Here is a 20338-nt window from a genome sequence, read left to right on the forward strand (position 1 = left end):
TACAGTGGGTGGTGAACTCAAATTAACGCTGGCTGTTGCCGGGCATAAGCCGGTCTCAACCGGGCGGTAGTGCCGGCCAGCGCCAATCCACCCGATCCCTTTAAGAAGATTTTAAAAAAGTGGGGTAGCCAGAGATTCTTGATCACGCTGTTGAGAAACTTGCCCCACTGATCTGTAATACACCTATGAATGATTCGCTTTATTTAGTCATTGACCAGGGTGGTCAAAGCAGCCGGGTGCTGGTATTTGATGCCAATGGCACGACTACGCTGTTGCTTCGGTGCGCTGTGGCGACACGGTTTATTGCGGGAAACCGGGTGGAGCAGGTGCCCGCGGGCGTGGTGAATTCCATTCGCGAGTTGCTGGAAGACGTTGCCGATAGGCTGGGGCCGGATCTGCAACGGCTGCAGTCCGCTGCGCTGGTGACCCAGCGCTCCAGTCTGGTGTGCTGGCATCGGCAAACCGGTGAGCCGCTGTCGCCAGTCATCAGTTGGCAGGATACCCGCGCTGCCGCGTATCTGGCCGATATCGAGCTCGACCCGGCAGCCATAGCCGATCTCACGGGTCTGCGCCCCAATGCCCACTATGGGGCCAGCAAATTGCGCTGGTGTCTGGATCACATTCCCGCAGTAAGCGAGGCAATGGCTACCGATCAGTTGCTTTGCGGGCCATTGGCAAGCTATCTGTTGTCTGCCATTACCCGGGAGCACTCGGTGGCGATCGATCCCGGCAATGCTCAGCGCACCCTGTTGTGGAATATTCATCGTGGCGACTGGGATGAAACCCTGCTGAGCCAGTTTGCTATTCCCCGCAGGGTGCTGCCTCCGGTTTGTTTCACTCAATCGGATTTCGGCGACCTCGATCTGGGTGGCAAAGTAGTGCCATTGGCGCTGATGAATGGCGATCAGAATGCCGCTTTTTTTGGTGTTGGCCCGCTGCAGCCCGATCGCCTTTATATCAATGCTGGCACTGGGGCATTTATCGCCATGCCGTGGCCGGCCGATGATCCGGCACCGGCGGGCCTGCTGAAAACTCTCGTCTATCAGTCTGCCCGGCAACGTCTGTTTGTTGCCGAAGGCACGGTGAATGGCGCGGCCAGTGCTCTCGACAGCATCAGCGCCGAGTTGGGTGTCGAGGATTACCCGCGTTTCCTGGGGGAGTGGTGTCAGACCGAGCAGAATGTGCCGCTGTTTCTCAACGGTGTTGGCGGGTTGGGTGCGCCCTGGTGGCAGAGTGATTTTCAAAGCCGATTTATCGGTGAGGGTTCGGCGGCGGGTAAGCTCGTTGCGGTATTGGAAAGCGTGGTGTTTTTGTTGATGGTGAACCTGACCTGCCTTCGCGAGGATCGCGATCCTGTCGTGGAGATAGTGGTCGGCGGCGGTCTGTCGATGATCGACGGCTTCTGTCAGCGGCTGGCAGACCTGTCCGGGTTGATCGTATTGCGCGGTGGTGAAACGGAAAGCACCGCGAGAGGCGCGGCTTTTTTGCTGGCAGGTCAGCCGGGAGATTGGCCGTCGGCATTTGAGCAGTTTAAGCCGCAGTCTGATGGGGCTATCAAGCAGCGTTACACGGACTGGCTCAAAGCCATGGCGGACGCGACGGCAATGTCTGTCTGACAGGGCCTGGAGTCAGGATTGCTCTTCAGCGGGCGGCAGGGGTAACTGGCGGGTGTCACCGCGTCGTCCGGCACTGGCCGGCCCCAGTTTTTTCTCGATCCGCTCCAGGACTTTTTCGGCGGTGGCGCGGTAGCCGGTGAGTTTGCCGCCATAGATCGCCAGATAGTGGGAATTTTCGACAAACTCCACTTCGCGGCTGCGATGGTGAAATCCTTCAGCGGCTTTTGGAAGCACCCGGAGCCCCGCCATTTCGCCGCAAACCCGACCATCATAGCCGGGAAAATAATGCTTCAACACACCTAACAGGTAGTCTCTCTCTGCCACTGTGGGCAGCACTTGATCCGGGTCGCCGTCAAAGCCGGTTTCGGTAGTGCCGAGCAGGGTGGTGTTATACCAGGGCAATACAAACACGGCGCGGCCATCGCTGGGGGATTCCAGATAAAAACAGCGATCGCTGATTTTTCTGTCCAGCAACAGGTGTGTTCCCTGCACGAGATCGACGTCGAGATGACCGGGTGCTGGGGTTATCCGCCGGGCGATCTGGTTGGCCCATGGGCCAGCGGCATTCACCAGAAAACGACAGTGGACGGTTCTTTCATCCGACACCGTTTTCATCAGGACACGATAACCCTCCGGCGTGCTTTCCGCAGCGATGACCTCGGCCGGGCTGCAAACCTCGGCCCCCAGCGATGCGGCGGACTGAATGACTGCGCTGGTGAGTTTGGCGTCATCGGTCTGGGCATCGCGGTAGCGATACACTTTTTTCAGTCCGGTTGTTTTCAGCCCTGCGAGCTTGGACCACTCGGTCGGCGGAACCACGTTAAACCGGGCATCGGTGCGGCAGCCCGACAGGAGCCGGTAGAGCGTCAGGCCGGCGCGAAGCTGCCAGGAGCGCAAGCGCGATCCTTCATAAAGGGGGATGTAGAACCAGTTGCCATAAACCAGTTGCGGAGCCAGCGATAACAGGCGTGTGCGCTCCCGCAGGCTTTCCCGCACCAGCGAGAACTCCCAGCTCTGCAGGTAGCGCAGACCGCCGTGAATCAGTTTGCTGGATTTGCTGGAGGTGCCTGAGCCCCAGCTGTTTTTTTCCAGTACCAGGCAATTGTAGCCAGCGGCCTGTGTGGCCTGTACCACCCCGGCGCCCATAATGCCGCCGCCGATCACCACCACATCGAAATGGTTGCCTGAATGGGGTTCACTGGGGTTGTTGTCGGCCACTGTCAGAGGGCCCGGTGGGCAAGATTGGTAATCATGCTGCCGATATCAAAGGTTTCCACCATATCGGCACCGCGGTTGAACCAGTCGATGGCCTGATCGGGGTCTTCCACCTCGTAGACCACCACAGTGCTTTGCAGTTCGTCCAGCGTGGCCCCTTCCGGCACCTTGTCGGTGTCGCAGAAAATAAATTCCGGTTGGATATCGGTGATCCAGGGACCCTGTCGGTCCTGCCAGTCCTTGAGTACCACGCCGAGCCGGGGAAACTGCTGTTCGTGGGCATACTGGATAAATTCGTCGCTGAAACTGATCAGTACGCACTGCCCGATAACCGGGTCAAGTAGCCCGGTGACAATGCGGTAGGCGTTTTCGATGCCGGCAGTCTCCAGCCCGGTGCGCTTCAGTTCGATAAAGGCCGTGACATCGGGATGCTCCGACAACAACCCGACCAGCGCCGAGAGGGGTGTGATGTGCTCGCTGGCGAATGCCTGGCCCAGCCGTCCCGGTTCGTTGGCCGGGTATTGGCGCAGTTCATCCAGGGTCAACAGATGAATGGCGTTTTCCACGCCGCTGATACGGGTCATGAGAGTATCGTGGTAAAGCACCGGCTGTTGGTCGGCGCTGAACAGGATGTCGGTCTCGATAAATTTCGCCCGGGCTTCAATCGCTTTGCTCATGCCGAGCAGGGTGTTTTCCGGGTAGTGCCTGGGGTAACCCCGGTGGGCGACCAGTCGCTTCGCTATCATGATGATATCCTGTCCTGCGTCTATCTCTTCATCCTAGAGCAGGGCAGGGGTGACGACAATCGCTATCGGGGTGGATGATGGCTGTTCAGCCCAGTTTTTTCTCACCGGCATCGACGGATTGCAGGATCAGTGTGTTGATGGTCATCGGACCGACACCGCCGGGCACCGGGGTCAGGGCGGCGGCACGATCGTGCAGGGGCGCCAGTTCAATATCGCCGACCCCGCCGGGGTGGTAACCGGCATCCACCACCACCGCGCCATCCCTGATCCAGTCGGCCTTGATGAATTCGGGTTTTCCCACTGCGCCGACCACCAGATCGGCACCACCGATGATCGCCGGTAAATTTTCCGTCCGGGAGTGGCAGATGGTCACCGTGGCATTGGCATTGAGCAGCATCATGGCCATGGGTTTGCCGAGGATCGGGCTGCGGCCAACGACCACGGCGTGTTTGCCTGCCAGGGGGATGTCGTAGGCGGCCAATAGACGCATGATGCCCTGGGGTGTGGCAGAGCCATAGGCGAACTCACCCATGGCCATGCGGCCAAAACCGAGGCAGGTGACACCGTCCACGTCCTTTTCCAGGGCGATGCTGTCAAAACAGAGACGCTCGTCAACTTGTTCCGGTACCGGGTGCTGCAACAAAATGCCATGGCAGTTGGGGTTGGCATTCAGCTCCTGAATTTTCGCCAGCAGCTGTTCGGTGGTGGTGGAATCGGGCATTTCTACCGCGATGGATTCCATGCCCACCCGTTTGCAGGCATTCTGCTTCATCTTCACATAGGTGGCCGATGCCGGGTCGCCGCCCACCAGAATGGTGGCGAGAATCGGTGCCTGGCCAGCACTTTTCTGTTTCAGTCGCGCTACCCGTTCGCTCAGTTCGGCCTCGGTCTGTTGGGCGACGGCTTTGCCATCGAGAATGATTGCTGCCATGGTGGGTTTGACTCCTGAGTCCGGGTGGGAAGCCGTGTATTTTCGCACTTCGCCTCTTGTCTGTGAAGCGAATAACCGATGGCACCCGATCCGGCTTTTTGATTGACGAAGCGGGTTGGCGTCAGTATTATGCGCTGCTCTCGAAATGAGGGTTCAGTGTGATAACGGGGAATAGCGCAGTCTGGTAGCGCGCCTGCTTTGGGAGCAGGATGTCGGGGGTTCGAATCCCTCTTCCCCGACCACCCTCATCTTCGGAAACTGTTGTAAACTGCTTGTTGAGCGCCCGTAGCTCAGCTGGATAGAGCAACGGCCTTCTAAGCCGTAGGTCGCAGGTTCGAATCCTGCCGGGCGTGCCATCCAGTTCTGGCGCAATAGACAGCAAGTAATACAATGGTGGCTGTAGCTCAGTTGGTAGAGCACAGGATTGTGATTCCTGTGGTCGCGGGTTCGATCCCCGTCAGCCACCCCATCTTTCAGAAGGCGGTCCACTCGGGCCGCCTTTTTCATTGGTTTTGCTCCGTCCTGAATAGGCTCAGTTCCCATACGTCCACTGACGCCTGCACAGAAAGCAAAGGAGTTTTGGAATCGCAACTATCTGAAGTCAGCCAGAAGGCTCGGTCCTTTCAGCCAGTTATTGATGTCTGCAGCAAGACGATGGGGTGACCGTTGTAAAAAAACGATCTGGCCAGAGGCAAATCCAGGACCTGGGCATTACCCGAGTTTGCCGATTCCTGAATATTTCCTGTCAAGCGCCTGCGGGCAAGTGGGGTTCTGGGTCGCATGGTCAGCATGTCCCCACTAACCTTCGTGCTATTACCAAAAGAGATGTAGACGCTATCTCTAGATACGCAATAATGAAGCTTCAGGATTCAGGCCCCGTTGCGCTGAATGCTAGGATCTAGCGAGATTGCTCATGCTATGGATGGGTAGTCCCGATCTAACCATCGCGAGCCCGAGTATCCGCAGTAGGTTTGATAGTTGGAAAGGTGGGCGTACATCCGTCTGATAATACTGCAAATCCAGGATTCTTGAGGCAACGACACCCTGCTGAATGATTGCTTGATGTGTTGAGGGCGCTTTTTTTGAACCAAATGAAGATGAAACGGTGATATTGATGGGCTGTTACCGGCGTGGAAACAGTGTGAATATCTCCATCCCGAGAATGGAGGGATTTTCCCTGAACTACTGGAGTAGCTTAACGATCGGTTTGACTGGTGCAGTGTGAGAGATACGGTGGTTTGCTATGCGACCGGGTGATTCTGTGGCGAAGGAATGCGAGCCGCTTGAAGGCGGAGAACGAGCTGATTCTAAGGCGCCTTCTCTATTTGTCGGCAAGCGGATGCCGGGTGTTTATCAGGTGATAAGTAGGATCCGGTACTACCTGTGGAGTATTTAGGAATGATGCAAAGAGCTATTTTAGTAAATGATTTCCACGGTAGTGATTTTTTTATTGATGACCTGAAAAATCTTTTCAGAAAAAGAAAGTTTTTCCTCAGATGCCAATCAATAGTTCCCGTCTCTGAGCGATCAAAGGGAAGTCGGTCGTATGAAATTTTAATTGGTTTTGAAGAAAACTCTTTCTCTGATGCCATGAATGTTTCTGGCCTTGTTGAAAATTTGGAATTTATGGGAAGATCCGTTCTGATGGATCATTTGGTGATGAGCGGCGTGGTGAACGCTAGTATCATTGAGTACTTCTGTACGGACGAATATTCCAGGCTTCATCTTAATCTCTCCGGCCACAGCATAAACAAATCCTATTTCATGGCGCGAATTTTACGTCTTTTGCGCTGTGGCGTTCTCCCTCCTAACCGAATTTGTTTTGAGTTGACTGAAACTGCAAAAATAGATGATTTGCAAAAAACAGCAACGTTTTTACATCAGGCGAAGGAGTTGGGTTGTAGCTTTGCCCTGGACGATTTTGGGAAGGGGTTTTCCTCGCTTGATTATGTGGTCAATTTACCAATTGATACCATTAAAATCGACGGTAGTATTATCAAACATGTGGCAACCAATTCCCGCGCCAGAGCTGCTTTGAAGTCGATAGTAGCTCTGGCATCTGAAGTTGGTGCCGACACTGTCGCCGAGTGTGTGGAAAACCTTAAGCAATTTTATGTTGTGAAGGAAATGGGTGTCGATTTTATTCAGGGTGCTTTGGTTGGTATGCCAAAGCCTTTTTATGGCTCTTACTATTCGAAAAAAACCTACACTGTATAAGGTTTTTTGTGGTTTTCTATATAGGAAAGATGGTGTTGCGTGATCGCCGGTTCGGTCCCCCGTCAGCCATCTCATCTTCCAGAAGGCGGTCCACTCGGGCCGCCTTTTTTAATGCCTGGTCAACTTTCATCTTGCTTTGATACATGGTCTTTGCAGTGGGGCTGTCTGTGTTGATGCATGCTTTCTTCTTATTCCTTGCTGACTTTCGGGTTATGCCTAAAGGAGAAATAGACCTGCTGCTTTACGTCATTTATTGTGAATTTGCTGTTTTTGGTTTGATAAATTTTATGTTGGTGACTAAAGCGTGAATAGGGCGATCAGCGTTTCATTTAAATCCGACCAACCTCCTAATGTGCTGAATAACTGTCTGGTGTGCAGAGGGAGGCATTTTTATATTGAACCAGACGAAGAAGAAGTTCGGATGTTGATGGGTTGTTACTGCTGTGGCAATCGAGTGGGCATGCCCATTGGTAATATTTCAGGCTTTTCACTGGAACAATGGGAAAACCCTGTTAATAGAAGATGGATGTACGAAAGCCTGGCACCTCTCTATGGGTTGTGGAATCAATCAAATGAGTAATTTTAATCCGTTTGCATCCGGGGATAGGTTTTGCCGGGAAGAGGAGATGAAACCATGTTGTGCATCCCTGCTCGCCTTTGTTGATTAACGATGATGTCTAGGGAAGATGAGGTGAATGAGTATGCAAGCCTTGGAAAATAAGTTCAGAAAAAACGAGTCTTTTGCGAGGGGGTTCCTGGAAGGTTTATTTGGCCTCCCGGGATCTCAATATGCTGCCTGTAGCAGTAGTCTCCGCCATGCGCTGCATTGGCTCGATGGTTGGGTTGAAGGTAGCAGCCTACGAGTGGGCGGTGGTAGTCAACTGCCGAATTGGTTATTTAACGAAGACGAGAATACAGCGTAAGTCACTGGTTGTTTATTGCTCTGTTGATGGCAGACCTTTGCTGATGCTGAAGAAGATCGGGGTCGTTTCAGAAGGCCTCAATCCGCTTATGTAATTGATAACCCGGTTACATAACAGAATGTGGCTGGAGGACGACACTTCCACGCTTTCGATATCATTGCACCGGTTCCGGTGCGGTTCACAAGCCACCCCATATTTCAGAAGACCGTCCAGTCGGTTCGCTTTTTTTTGTCCCGCCTCTTCGTCCCTGCCCGGGCTGCCCTCCTGTAACCGCAGGTGCTTCTGCAGGGCTGCATAACGTCTGCTGGCAACTGAGCAGCAATAGTTTGCTGACCAATCTGTGCATTTCCTGCTGGGCGGTTTCTTCTTCTGCGCCGGGAGGGCACTCACAGCACCAATGCAGGCATTCCTGGCCGGACTCGGCATCGACTATGCGAAGGCACGGGCGACCCTCTTTGAGGTGAGTGTGGATGAGATACCCCATATTCTGACCCTCCGCATAAAACCTAATAATAACCATTCTCATTTATAGTAGGCGGGTGTCGAAAGTCCGTCAAGCCTGTCTTTTCACTGGACTAATGTGCATGGAGCGGGAGTTGGTCTGCAGATGGCAACCTTTGCCGCTGAAGTTGACTGTGATCAGGCCAAGCTTGAGGGCTAAGTAGTTAGAGTGACGAACAAAATCGTTGCTCAATGACACAGAGAGTACTACTTTAGGGTGGTTATATAACAAAAGTTCGGTTTGCCCTGAAGTTAAGGAATGGCTTGAAATGGACGTTTTGTCCCGAAAGAAATTATGGGTTGTGATTCTTTATGCCTTTATCGGCATGGTCTGGGTGCTGGGCAGTGACTGGCTGCTATTTCATCTTTTTGGTGACATTGAAACCACGTTTTTAGGCAGCGCGATCAAGGGGCTTTTATTTGTTGCGCTGATGTCTTTACTGCTCTATTTCCTGTTGTACCGGCTTGAATGCTCTGAAAAACGTGCGCAACAGGCGGAAGTCGCCTCTGAGTTGAACTTGTTTACACTGCCGGAATTCTTTGCTGCGGCTCCAGTTATCGCTTATGTGCTTGAGCCTCTGGATACAGGGTCTAATGCCACCTGGGTTAGCCCCAACATCATGGAGGTGCTGCAATACTCAATAGAGGATGCACTGCTACCTGGCTGGTGGGAGAAACATCTTCATCCGGATGATCGCGAGGAAGCTATTGAAAGCAGTCAAAGAATTTTTGCGAAAGGAAAAGGTGTACATGAATACCGGTTCCAGCGTGGAGATGGCGACTATATTTTCGTGCAGGATGAGCTGCATCGGTTAGCCTCACCGGTTCCCCGTTTTATCGGGGTATGGACGGATATCAGCCAGCGATACCAACTGGAGCAGAATGCAATTCAATACGCAGGGCAGTTGGAACAGGCGATGCTCCAGACAGTTGATGCCGTCGCCAAGTTAACGGAACTCAGAGATCCCTACACGTCGGGTCATGAAAAACGAGTCGGCGAAATTGCTGCGGCGATTGCGGCCGAAATGGGATTTGATAAAAAGTTTCAGGAGGGATTGAGCATCGCCGGTTTACTGCACGACATTGGTAAAATCGGTATACCTTCCGAAATTCTGGGTAAGCCCACCAGCTTGAGTGCCGGAGAATATGCCCTGGTGAAGGAGCACGCCGAGTTCGGTTATGAGGTGCTGAAAAATATCGATTTCCCCTGGCCGGTGGCTGACATTGTCCTGCAGCATCACGAACGGATCGATGGCAGCGGTTACCCTCTGGGGTTGAAGGGCCCGCAGATCATCATAGAGGCTCGAATCGTTGCCATTGCCGATGTGGTGGAGTCGATGGCCTCCCACCGCCCCTATCGTCCGGGGTTGGGCATTGATGTGGCTCTGGCTGAAATTGAGCAAAATGCCGGCAAGTTATATGACCTGGATGCCGTCGCTGCCTGCCTGAGACTGTTCAGGGACAAAGGTTATGCCATCACTGGATAAGCAGCTAAAGGTTGCGCTCCCATGCGGGCTTCTGTCTGCTCTATTGATATTTCCGGGGTGGTCGTCTGGCCATTGACGAATCAAAACCACCCGATCAAGAGATACTGTTTTTATCTGCCATCTGGAATTATTATTCAGTTGGTAGGCTCTAGCTTCATAAAATGTCAGTGTCAGGGTGTATGCCGTTGTTCAGGGTATTGATAAAAAAATAGCAACGTCGATTGATCTTTTATGAAAGCGCCTGCGTACACGGGCGGTGTCTCTAAAAAACTGCGGAAGGGACTGCTATGACCGATGCAACCATACGTTTCTTCTCCTGGAGTCAAAAGCACAGCAGTCAACTTCGGTGGCTGATGGTTCCGGTGATCCTGGGATTAATGATCGGGGTTTTTGCGCTGGTCTATGCCACTGGCGGTATCAAGTACGTATTTTCCCACTCCATGTATATACCCGTACTACTTGGCGGGGTAGTTTTCGGGATTACCGGTGGCATTCTGATTGGTCTTCTCGGGGGCTTCGTACTTGGTCCCATGATGCCGATTGATACGGTTACCGGTGAAATGCAATTGACGATCAACTGGTTGTATCGAACAGGCTTTTTTGTGCTGATTGGCGCTATCGCGGGCATTGGCAGTGACGCTATTCGCCAGTATATAAGGCATCTCTGGTGGGTGTCACGCCATGATGAACACTCCGGTCTACCAAACCAGTTGGCCCTCAACGATGCGCTGACCAAGCCGTATAACGAACCGACAGTATTGGCGTTGGTGCTGGTATCCGTAGAAAATATTTCCGAGCTGAAAATAGCCTTCGGCCCCCAGGTTGCTCACACAATTATTCGTCAACTGGCTGATTATAGTGGTGAGGTTTTGTCCGGGTTGCAGCTGGTGTGTCGCACCGGCCTCCAGGATATCTGCTTTATTGTAGCTACCCATGATAGCGGTCGCCTGAATGAGGAATTGCACCAGTTGATCGGCGTTTACCAACAGCCCGTGTTTTACCAGGACATCCCTCTACATGCTGATATCAAAATTGCAGTGGTCGGCGTAGAAAATGGCAGCCTGGCGGAAGTCTGTCTACAGCGGGCCGAGTCGACGTTGCTGATCGCGCGGGAAAAAGGTCAGCATCTGGCTAGCTACACGGGTGATAACGAGGCGGATATTAATGACACCATCCATTTACTGGGCGAATTGAAACAGGCACTGGAGACTGGCCAGTTGGAAATGTACTACCAACCCAAGGTCTCTGCGCGGGATGGACATGTTCAAAGTGTGGAGGCGCTGATTCGCTGGCACCATCCGGAAATGGGCAGTATTCCACCCGGTAAATTTATTCCGAGGGCCGAGAAGAGCACACTGATCAACCAGTTGACTGACTATGCCCTGGATGCCAGTCTGGCTCAGCTGGTGCGTTGGCGTGAGGCCGGCCTTGAAGTGGGTATGGCGGTCAATGTGTCTGCCGGGGACCTGGTGGACCCGGAATTTGCTGTTCGAGTGACAAGCCTGTTGGAAAAACACGGGGTTCCCGGTCATTTGTTGGAATTGGAAATTACGGAAGGCAGTTTGATTTTTGATTCTAATCAAAGCATCAACGAACTGACCAGCCTTTCAGGGGCCAATATTTCGATTGCCATTGATGACTTTGGTACCGGTTATTCGTCCCTGAAGTATCTTCATGCGTTACCGGCATCGGTGATTAAGGTGGACCAGAGCTTTATTTTTGCTTTGCCGGACGATGAGAGTGCTGCAAGCATTGTGGAAATGGCCAGACCCCTTGCCAACAAGCTGGGCATGCGAATCGTAGCTGAAGGGGTGGAAACCCTTGAGGCCCTGGATTTTCTGGTGGCGCAGGATTTTGATCTTTTGCAGGGTTATCTCATTGCAGCCCCGATGGCTGCCGAGGACTTTACCCGCTGGTACCTGGATTTACCAACTCCCGGCTATTGGCATCCCAGCCGCTGAGCCTTGGGCTGTTTTCCTGTATGCCACCGCAAGACCAAGTCAGGGTTTTTTCAACGCTTCGGCGAACAGTGCGCCGAGGGTGCCGGTTTTCGCGGGCTGTTGCGCGGACTGCCTGGGTTTTTCGGGGCGTTGCCTGTTTGTTGCCCCCTGGTTGCTGCGGCGAGGGTTTTCTGAAGGGCTTCTGTTCTTTGTCGGCTCGTCGCCCAGCCGCATGGTCAGTGCAATACGCTTGCGCGGAATATCCACCTCCAGCACTTTGACCCGCACAATATCACCGGCCTTGACGACATCCCTGGGGTCTTTGACGAATTTATCCGCCAGTGCCGAAATGTGCACCAGGCCATCCTGATGCACCCCGATATCGACGAATGCGCCAAAGTTGGTGATGTTGGTGGCGGTGCCTTCCAAAATCATGCCGGGTTCCAGGTCCTTGAGGGTTTCAACGCCTTCCTTGAAGGTGGCAGTCTTGAACTCCGGACGCGGATCGCGACCGGGTTTGTCCAGTTCGCTGAGAATGTCCGTGATAGTGGGCAGACCAAACCGTTCATCCACATAGTTGTTTGCGGAGATGCTGCGCAGGGTGGCGGTGTCACCGATCAGCGACTGGATGGGTTTGCCGAGATCTTTGGCCATGCGCGACACCAGCGGGTAACTCTCCGGGTGAACAGCGGAGGCATCCAACGGGTTGTCACCATTGGCTATGCGCAAAAAGCCGGCGGCCTGCTCGAAGGTTTTGTCGCCCAGTCGCGGTACTTTTTTCAAAGCGGAACGGTTTTTGAAGGGGCCGTGCTCATCCCGGAAAGTCACGATATTGTCGGCGATGGTCTGGTTCAGGCCCGCCACCCGGTTGAGCAATGCGGCGGAGGCAGTATTCACCTCGACACCGACGGCGTTTACACAATCCTCCACTACGGCATTCAGGCTGCGGGACAGTTCAACCTGACTGACGTCGTGCTGGTATTGGCCGACACCGATGGATTTTGGATCGATTTTTACCAGTTCCGCCAGTGGGTCTTGCAGTCGCCTGGCAATGGAAATGGCGCCGCGAATAGTGACATCCAGATGGGGAAACTCGCGCGCGGCAAGCTCGGAGGCTGAATACACGGAGGCGCCGGATTCGTTTACCACCACCGCCTGTGTGGTGAGCTCCGGGTGGTTTTTCAGCATATCCCTGACGAAGCGTTCGGTCTCCCGACTGGCGGTGCCGTTGCCGATGGCGATCAACGCGATCTGGTGTTTTTGACAGAATGCCAGCAATTTGGCTTCCGCTTCCCGGGTTTTGTTCTGCGGTGGGGTCGGAAAAATGGCATCGTGATCCATGACTTTCCCCGTGCTGTCTACCACCGCCACCTTGACGCCTGTTCGCAGTCCGGGATCGAGTCCGATGGTGGCTTTTTGGCCCGCCGGTGCGGCCAGCAGCAGATCCTTGATATTGGTGGCAAACACGTCGATGGCGTCGGTTTCGGCCCGCTGTCGCAGTTCTGCCAGCAGGTCGGTTTCGATATGCACATGCAGCTTGACCTTCCAGGTCCAGCGCACCACCTCAGCCAGCCAGTCATCGGCGGGGCGACCCCTGTGATCAATATTGAAATGACGGGCAACCGCGGTTTCGCAGGGGTGCTGGTTGGTGGCATCTACGGGAAGATCCACCTTGATTGACAGAATACCTTCGCGGCGGCCACGGAACATGGCCAGTGCACGGTGTGATGGGGTGTTTTTCAGGGGCTCACTGTGCTCGAAGTAGTCGCGGAATTTCTCGCCTTCCTGGGCTTTGCCAGCCATCACGGTAGCTGATAGCAACGCTTCATCGGCAAGGTGCTGGCGCAGTCGGCCGATCAGGTCGGCATCCTCGCTGAACCGTTCCATCAGGATATATTTGGCACCATCCAGGGCGGACTTGCTGTCCGCGACGCCTAGTTCCGCATTGATATAGGCCTGCGCCTCTCGCTCAGGATTCAGTTCGGGCTCATTGAGCAGTGCGTCCGCCAGCGGTTCCAGGCCCGCTTCAATAGCAATCTGCCCCTTGGTGCGACGCTTGGGTTTATAGGGTAGGTAGAGGTCTTCCAGCCGGGTTTTGGTGTCGGCACTGAGAATAGCCGTTTTTAATTCGGGGTTGAGTTTGCCCTGTTCCTCAATGCTGGCGAGAATGGTGGATCGGCGATCTTCCAGTTCCCGCAAATAGCCGAGCCGTTCCTCCAGGGTGCGCAACTGCGTGTCGTCCAGGCCCCCGGTCACTTCCTTGCGGTAACGGGAGATAAACGGTACCGTCGCGCCGTCGTCCAGCAGCTGCATGGCGGCGGCAACCTGGGCTGGCTTGACGTTGATTTCCGTGGCGATCTGGTGCTGGATTTTATTCATATCGTCCATCGTATTGTCTATGGCAGGAATGCTGGTAATGACAGAGTAAGAGCGCGATTATGGGCGATTCTCCCGGCCCGAAACAGACTTGCCCCCGAGATTAAAATATGGCTGTGGGTGACAATATTCACTGTCCGCTCTGTGGTGACCGGACATTGGTGCACTACTGGTCTGATCGGCGACGGGATTATTTGCAGTGCGAGCATTGCCAGCTGGTGTTTGTCCCGCCCGGGCAGCAACTCTCGCCAGCGCAGGAAAAGGGCCATTACGATCTCCATGAGAACAACCCCGGGGATCAGCGCTACCGGGCATTCCTCGGCCGCCTCTGTACTCCCTTGATCAGCAAGCTTGCCCCGGGAAGCTGTGGGCTGGATTTTGGTGCCGGGCCGGGGCCGACGCTCTCGGTGATGTTGCAGGAAGCCGGATTTGATGTGGCGATTTACGATATTTACTATGCGCCGGATACGTCGGTGTTGGCCAAACGCTATGATTTCATTACCGCCACGGAAGTGGTCGAACACCTGTCCCGTCCCGGCGAGGTGCTCGGTCATCTGTGGACAATGCTGGAGCCGCGTGGCTGGCTGGGATTGATGACCAAGCTGGTGCGTGACAAAGCAGCCTTTGAGCGCTGGCATTACAAAAATGACCCGACCCATATCAGTTTTTTCAGTTTTGTCACCATGGATTATCTTCACACCCGATGGGGAGCCAGTATTGAGCGGCCGGAAGATGACGTGATTTTGTTCAGGAAGCCCGATCGTGGTTTATGCTATGAACTCTGACAGACAGAAATGCCGGGGTCAGTACCCATGGGTCACAAATGCCCTTTGCCGGTCATGGTGGCCCTGCATACTATCACCCGGCAGTTCGCTGATTCGCGCTGTCGGCCAATGGTCTCAAATCACCACCACTTTTTCAGGATAGGAGCACCCATGTTTCAGGGCAACACCCTCAGCTTGAAGCCGCTCAAAAGCGGTTTTGTGGAACTGAATTTCAATGCGCAGCAGGGCTCGGTCAATATTTTCAACCAGGCTACGCTGTTGGAGTTGCTGGAAGCACTCTCGCTGTTGTCGGAAAAGACCGATATCAAGGGATTGCTGTTGACCAGCGGTAAAAGCGTGTTTGTGGCCGGGGCGGATATCACCGAATTCGATGACGTGTTCAAGGGCACTGAAACCGAGCGTCGCAATTTTCTCGCCCGCGCCAATGAAGCGTTTAACCAGATTGAGTCACTGCCGTTTCCGTCGGTGGTGGCCATCAATGGCTTTGCCCTCGGTGGCGGCTTTGAGGTCTGTCTCGCCTGTGATTTTCGGGTGATGTCGAGCAAGGCGCAAGTGGGGCTGCCGGAAACCAAGTTGGGCATTATTCCCGGTTGGGGTGGCACGGTCCGGCTACCGCGGCTGATCGGTTTTGACAATGCAGTGGAGTGGATTGCCGGGGGAGAGCACAAGAAAGCGACTGCCGCCCTCAAAGACGGCGCTGTGGATGCTGTGGTTGATCCGGACCTGTTGAAAGACGAAGCGCTGAAGATGCTGATGCGTGCCGCCAGTGGCGAACTCGATTATGCGGCCCGTCGTCAGCGCAAACAGGCTCCCATACAACTCAATACGATTGAGCTCGGAATGTCCGTGTACACCAGTCGCGCTGCGGTGATGGCGAAAGCGGGTCGCAACTATCCCGCACCACTGGCCGCGGTAGACGTCCTGTCGCAGGCCGCCGAAATGAGTCGTGACGAAGCCCTTGAAGTGGAATTTGAAGCTTTCAGTGACCTGACTCAGACACCGCAGTGTCGGGCACTCGTGGGCATGTTTCTCAACGACCAGTTTATCGGCGGTGTCGCGAAAAAATACGCCAAACAGGCGACTAAATCGATTGCCCATGCCACGGCCCTGGGCGCGGGCATCATGGGTGGCGGTATCGCCTATCAGAACGCCATCAAGGGTTTTCCGGTGCTGATGAAAGATATCAACACCGATTCTCTGGCGCTGGGTATGAGTGAGGCGAACAAGCTGTTGGCCAAGCGGGTGGAACGCGGTCAAATGAGTCCGCTGGAAGCGGGCTCGGTACTGTCGAGAATCATGCCCTCTTTGAGTTATGACGGGATCGAGCATACCGATATCGTGATTGAAGCCGTGGTGGAGAACGCCAAGGTCAAAAGTGTGGTGCTGCCGGAGGTTGAGGGGCGGCTCCAGCAGGATGCTGTTCTGGTGTCCAACACCTCGACGATTTCCATTGATCTATTGGCCGAAAACCTGACGCGGCCGGAAAATTTCTGTGGTATGCATTTCTTCAATCCGGTTCACGCCATGCCACTGGTGGAAGTCATTCGCGGCAGCAAGACCTCCGATGAGACTGTGGGTACCGTCGTAGCCCACGCGCTGGCGCTCGGCAAGAAACCCGTTGTGGTCAATGATTGCCCCGGTTTTCTGGTAAACCGGGTGCTGTTCCCCGCAGTGTTCGGCTTTGACATGATGATAGTCGACGGTGCCGACTACCAGCACATCGACCGGGTGATGGAAGCCTGGGGCTGGCCGATGGGCCCCGCCTACCTGCTGGATGTGGTGGGTATCGATACCGCCGTGCACTGTTTTCCCAGCATGGTCGAGGGTTACCCGGATCGCATGGCAAATGCCGCGGATATTTCACCCACCCGCACCCTGTTTGAGAACGACCGGTTGGGTCAGAAAAATGGCAAGGGTTTTTATCTTTACCAAAAAGACCGGCGCGGCAAGCCCGGAAAGTTTGCCGACGACTCCGTGGCGGAGCTGTTCAAACCCCTGGTCTCCAACTATCACCAGCTCACCGATGAGGACATCGTCGCCCGCTATATGGTGCCCATGTGTATTGAGCTGGCCCACTGTCTGGAATCCGGTGTGGTGGGTTCGCCCGCCGAAGCGGACATGGCGATGGTTTATGGCCTTGGGTTTCCGGCATTTCGCGGTGGCGTTTTCCGCTGGATGGATGAAATGGGCCTGGACAATTTCTGCGCCATGGCCGATCGCCTTGGCCACCTGGGTAAGCTCTATGCGCCCACTGAAAAAATGCGAGAGATGGCCGCCAGCGGTGAAGGTTATTACGGCTGATCGCCGGACCAGAGGTTAACAGGAGATTTTTTGTGAGCTTGAAACCAAGAGATACGGTGATTATTGATTGCGCGCGAACCCCTATGGGTCGCTCGAAAAATGGTTCCTTCAGGAATTGCCGTGCCGATGAAATCGGCGCGGCGCTGATTGAGGGTCTACTGGATCGCAATCCGCAACTAAACCCCGCTGAAATAGATGACATCCTCTGGGGTTGTGTGATGCAGGGTCGCGAACAATCCTTCAATGTAGCCAGAATGACGGCCCTGCGCACCCGCATTCCCCATCACGTTCCCGCGATGACGATAAACCGCTTGTGCGGTTCTTCCATGTCGGCATTGCATATTGCCACGGCCAATGTGATGGCAGGGCTGGGCGATATTTATCTGGTGGGTGGGGTGGAACACCTCGGCCATGTGCCGATGACACACGATCACGATCCGAATCCGGCGCAGAATCTCAGGGTTGCCAAAGCGGCGGGAATGATGGGTTTGACGGCAGAATACCTGGCCAGGATTCACGGTATTACCCGTGAACAGCAGGATGAATTTGGCGTTCGCTCCCATCACCTGGCGGCCAAAGCACGGACAGCAGGTCGGTTTGTCGACGAAATTGTTCCGCTTGAGGCCCACGATGAGAATGGCGGTCTCTATTTAATGCAGGAAGATGAAACGATCCGCCCTGAAACCAGCCTAGAGGGATTATCACAGCTGAAAACGGTGTTTGATCCGGTCAACGGCACGGTGACTGCTGGTACTTCCTCGCAGATTACCGATGGCGCAGCGGCGATGCTGGTGATGTCTGCCGAGCGAGCTACCGCTTTGGGTCTGACGCCCATGGCAAAAATCATTTCGGTGGCGGCTGCGGGTGTTGACCCCTCGATCATGGGCTATGGACCAGTGCCCGCTACCCGTGCGGCATTGAAAAAGGCCGGACTGACCATTGCTGATATCGATTATATGGAATTGAATGAGGCGTTTGCCGCTCAATCCCTGCCGGTGTTAAAGGATCTTGGTCTGCTGGACGTGATGGACCAGAAAGTGAATGTCAATGGTGGTGCCATTGCGCTGGGACATCCGCTGGGCGCCTCCGGTGCCAGGATCAGCGGGACACTGTTGAATATTCTTCGTCAGCACAACGGTACACTGGGGGTTTCAACCATGTGTATCGGGTTGGGGCAGGGTGTGACGACTGTGTTTGAGCGCTTGAGTTAGCAGGAGGTTTTTGGTCGATTCGCGGCTAAATCTCGCCACTTGATACAACCCAAAAAAGCCGGCCTTAGGCCGGCTTTTTTGGGTTGGGAATGTAGGGATAACCCGGTTATTCCATTATTAGTTATCTTCTTCGACGGCTTCTTTGGCTTTATCCCACTGTTCGTCAGAGGCCTCTTTGGCTTTATCCCACTGTTCGTCAGAAGCCTCTTTGGCTTTATCCCACTGTTCTTCAGTGGCTTCTTCGGTCTTTTCCCATTGCTCGGAAGAGGTCTCTTTCACGTCCTCCGCCATGTTTTCCATGCCTTCCTTCGCGTCCTCTGCCATTTCTTCAACGGTCTCGCCAGTCTCTTCCATCGCCTGTTCGGTATTCTGAGCAGCCTCTTCCATCACGGGTCGCTCATCGGCTCCTTCGTCTTCTGCGCAGGCTGACAGTAAAAAAACGGCTATGATCGGTGTTGCCAGATACGCCAGTAATTTGCGTGGTTTGTTCATAATACTATCCTGTTGGTTCGGTAAATGTTGCGTGACTCGTTGTAGTGGATCTTAGGTTCTTATAATTTTTCTTCCATCAGTAAAGACACTCGATTGGCGTTCGTCAAGTTAATCGCCGCAAGACTTTCTCGACGTAGACGTTTCTCCAGCAGTCACGCCATTGATTTCACTCGGCGGGATGGCGGCTTTTTTGCTAGACTCTGCTGCAAAATGACCGGAGCTGATCAGCTTGGATATTCTCCGAACGAAAAACCCTGAACATGCCCTTGAACAATGGCTTGCCAAGTCGGTGACCCCCTGGGATTGTGTGGCTCTCCGCTATGAGTATGTGCAGTATTACCTGCCCGGTTCGCCAATCATTGAGTTACTGGCTATTTTTCAGAAACTGGAGGGTCAGACAACCTTCACGGTAACCGCGCTGGATAAATTGCTCGTCGATCAGCTGACAGTGCTGGATCACGATTGTTTCGACCTGGGTGATTTCTGTGTTGCCTATGGTTTCCCACTGCTTTTCCTCGATCGCCCCATGCGCCTGGAGCCAGTAGCCATTGACAAGCCCTGGGGGCGGGAAATCTGGTTTACCGGTATCGAGCAACGCGGCCAGTCCTATGTCAGTGATGGAGCCGCTCGCAGCCCGTTGCCCTGGGTGCTCTCGGCTGCACCACGACGACTGGCGGCTGGCGCAGAACGCCATATCAATCTGCTCAAGATACTCGACCCATTGCCGGAGGAAGTTTACGGCGACCTGTATTTTGAGCTGCATGAGGAAAAACGCGAAGTCTACGTGGTCACGCACATTGACCGCCACGCCTGGCCGGAAGGCAAGGGCGCCATCCGTTTTGGTTTTGATCCCGAGGTCAAGGCGGCCTATGCCTCTGATGATGATTTCAGGGCGGACTTTCTGGCGGCCGTGAAACGCTATGAAGTTGTTCGCCGCGAGATCGATGACCTTTTTGACGAGCGGCGCGAAGCGCTCGGTATTGACGCCAATGTGCCGGTGCCGGCCAGTAGCCTGCAGGACTGGTTCGACGAGCTGCCGGAGCACCTGCAGCAGCGGGAGCGTCAGTTGCGAGAGGATATGAACCGGTTTACGGCCCTGTTGCCACTCTCCGTAGGCAATGTGGTCAAGGTCCCGCTACTGACACCCCATGCCCTGCAACACGGGGTTCGCACGGTGGAATTCCAGACCCCAGTCTATGAGCGGAGGATTTTGTCATTCGCCCAGAAGGTTCTCACCCAGGGACATTGGGATACGGAGCAGGCGGTAGCCATGATGTTGCTTGAGACCCCGGGTTTGCCGGAGCTGACCATATTGGAGGAGAGCCTGGGTTATCTGTTGGTTGAAGTGGTGACCTTCGATGATTTCCGTGTGTGGCGGCTGACCCTGCTGCCCGGGTCAGGCTATCTGGTGCCTGCGACGGGCTGTTATGGCCTGTTGATGGCGATTGATGGTGTGGTTGTATTGGGTGGGCACCATCTCCTGATGGAAGAGGCGGTTTTGTTGCCCGCTGAACGAACGGAGACGCTGTTGATCAATCAGTCTGCAGAAGATGCTGTCGTATTGATTGCCCGGCCAACCTGACGTTTTTTAACATTG

General features: G+C 54.3%; 14 protein-coding genes and 3 tRNA genes. 12 read left to right on the plus strand and 5 right to left on the minus strand.

All coding sequences use genetic code 11. The features are described from left to right. The first annotated feature begins 185 nt into the window (after positions 1–185). Entirely contained in the window at positions 186–1616 is a 1431-nt protein-coding gene (locus QZ516_RS07100; RefSeq protein ID WP_297187957.1) for an FGGY family carbohydrate kinase, read from the plus strand. 12 nt (positions 1617–1628) lie between these two features. Here the strand turns inward: QZ516_RS07100 and QZ516_RS07105 are convergent, their stop codons facing one another. The 3 genes from QZ516_RS07105 to folD form a co-directional block, all read right to left on the minus strand. Then, the gene (locus tag QZ516_RS07105) at positions 1629–2834 is read right to left on the minus strand and encodes an FAD-dependent oxidoreductase (RefSeq protein ID WP_297187958.1); all 1206 of its coding nucleotides are present in this window, start codon (positions 2832–2834) and stop codon (positions 1629–1631) included. A gap of 2 nt (positions 2835–2836) precedes the next feature. Beyond that, positions 2837–3577: a glycerophosphodiester phosphodiesterase family protein gene (locus QZ516_RS07110; protein ID WP_297187960.1), complete on the minus strand. Its 741-nt coding sequence runs from the start codon at positions 3575–3577 to the stop codon at positions 2837–2839. Between the two features lie 85 nt (positions 3578–3662). Next, positions 3663–4508 (minus strand): bifunctional methylenetetrahydrofolate dehydrogenase/methenyltetrahydrofolate cyclohydrolase FolD, encoded by an 846-nt coding sequence (gene folD, locus QZ516_RS07115; protein WP_297187962.1) that lies wholly within the window; start codon positions 4506–4508, stop codon positions 3663–3665. Between the two features lie 165 nt (positions 4509–4673). Between folD and QZ516_RS07120 the strand changes: the two genes are divergently transcribed. The 7 genes from QZ516_RS07120 (at position 4674) to QZ516_RS07150 (ending at position 11597) form a co-directional block, all read left to right on the plus strand. Further along, positions 4674–4750 (plus strand) — tRNA-Pro (locus tag QZ516_RS07120). Positions 4751–4787: 37 nt separating this feature from the next. Beyond that, a tRNA-Arg gene (locus QZ516_RS07125) sits at positions 4788–4864 on the plus strand. 37 nt (positions 4865–4901) lie between these two features. Then, a tRNA-His gene (locus tag QZ516_RS07130) sits at positions 4902–4977 on the plus strand. Between the two features lie 914 nt (positions 4978–5891). Then, on the plus strand, positions 5892–6725 hold the full coding sequence (locus QZ516_RS07135; protein WP_297187964.1) for an EAL domain-containing protein: 834 nt from the start codon (positions 5892–5894) through the stop codon (positions 6723–6725). A gap of 789 nt (positions 6726–7514) precedes the next feature. After that, positions 7515–7742, plus strand: coding sequence for a hypothetical protein (locus QZ516_RS07140; RefSeq protein WP_297187967.1), 228 nt, complete (start codon positions 7515–7517; stop codon positions 7740–7742). Positions 7743–8418: 676 nt separating this feature from the next. Next, entirely contained in the window at positions 8419–9636 is a 1218-nt protein-coding gene (locus tag QZ516_RS07145; protein ID WP_297187969.1) for an HD-GYP domain-containing protein, read from the plus strand. Positions 9637–9923: 287 nt separating this feature from the next. Then, on the plus strand, positions 9924–11597 hold the full coding sequence (locus QZ516_RS07150) for a GGDEF domain-containing phosphodiesterase (protein WP_297187971.1): 1674 nt from the start codon (positions 9924–9926) through the stop codon (positions 11595–11597). Between the two features lie 39 nt (positions 11598–11636). On the opposite strand, the gene QZ516_RS07155 is transcribed toward QZ516_RS07150, so the two are convergent. Beyond that, a complete protein-coding gene (locus QZ516_RS07155) occupies positions 11637–13955 on the minus strand; it encodes a Tex family protein (protein WP_297187973.1) in 2319 nt (772 codons plus the stop codon). Positions 13956–14062: 107 nt separating this feature from the next. Between QZ516_RS07155 and QZ516_RS07160 the strand changes: the two genes are divergently transcribed. From QZ516_RS07160 to fadA, 3 genes are all read left to right on the plus strand, one after another. After that, the gene (locus QZ516_RS07160; protein ID WP_297187975.1) at positions 14063–14737 is read left to right on the plus strand and encodes a methyltransferase domain-containing protein; all 675 of its coding nucleotides are present in this window, start codon (positions 14063–14065) and stop codon (positions 14735–14737) included. Between the two features lie 150 nt (positions 14738–14887). Continuing rightward, entirely contained in the window at positions 14888–17038 is a 2151-nt protein-coding gene (gene fadB, locus QZ516_RS07165) for a fatty acid oxidation complex subunit alpha FadB (RefSeq protein WP_297187976.1), read from the plus strand. Between the two features lie 32 nt (positions 17039–17070). Next, positions 17071–18249 carry an acetyl-CoA C-acyltransferase FadA gene (gene fadA, locus QZ516_RS07170; RefSeq protein WP_297187978.1) on the plus strand — a complete coding sequence of 393 codons (1179 nt, stop codon included), beginning with the start codon at positions 17071–17073 and terminating at the stop codon, positions 18247–18249. Positions 18250–18366: 117 nt separating this feature from the next. Here the strand turns inward: fadA and QZ516_RS07175 are convergent, their stop codons facing one another. Then, on the minus strand, positions 18367–18741 hold the full coding sequence (locus QZ516_RS07175; RefSeq protein ID WP_297187980.1) for a hypothetical protein: 375 nt from the start codon (positions 18739–18741) through the stop codon (positions 18367–18369). Positions 18742–18970: 229 nt separating this feature from the next. On the opposite strand from QZ516_RS07175, the gene QZ516_RS07180 reads away from it, so the two are divergent. Next, the gene (locus tag QZ516_RS07180; protein ID WP_297187982.1) at positions 18971–20323 is read left to right on the plus strand and encodes a hypothetical protein; all 1353 of its coding nucleotides are present in this window, start codon (positions 18971–18973) and stop codon (positions 20321–20323) included. The last annotated feature ends 15 nt before the right edge of the window (positions 20324–20338 follow it).

It is taken from the genome of uncultured Porticoccus sp., from assembly GCF_913061305.1.
Taxonomy (GTDB): Bacteria; Pseudomonadota; Gammaproteobacteria; order Pseudomonadales; family Porticoccaceae; genus Porticoccus.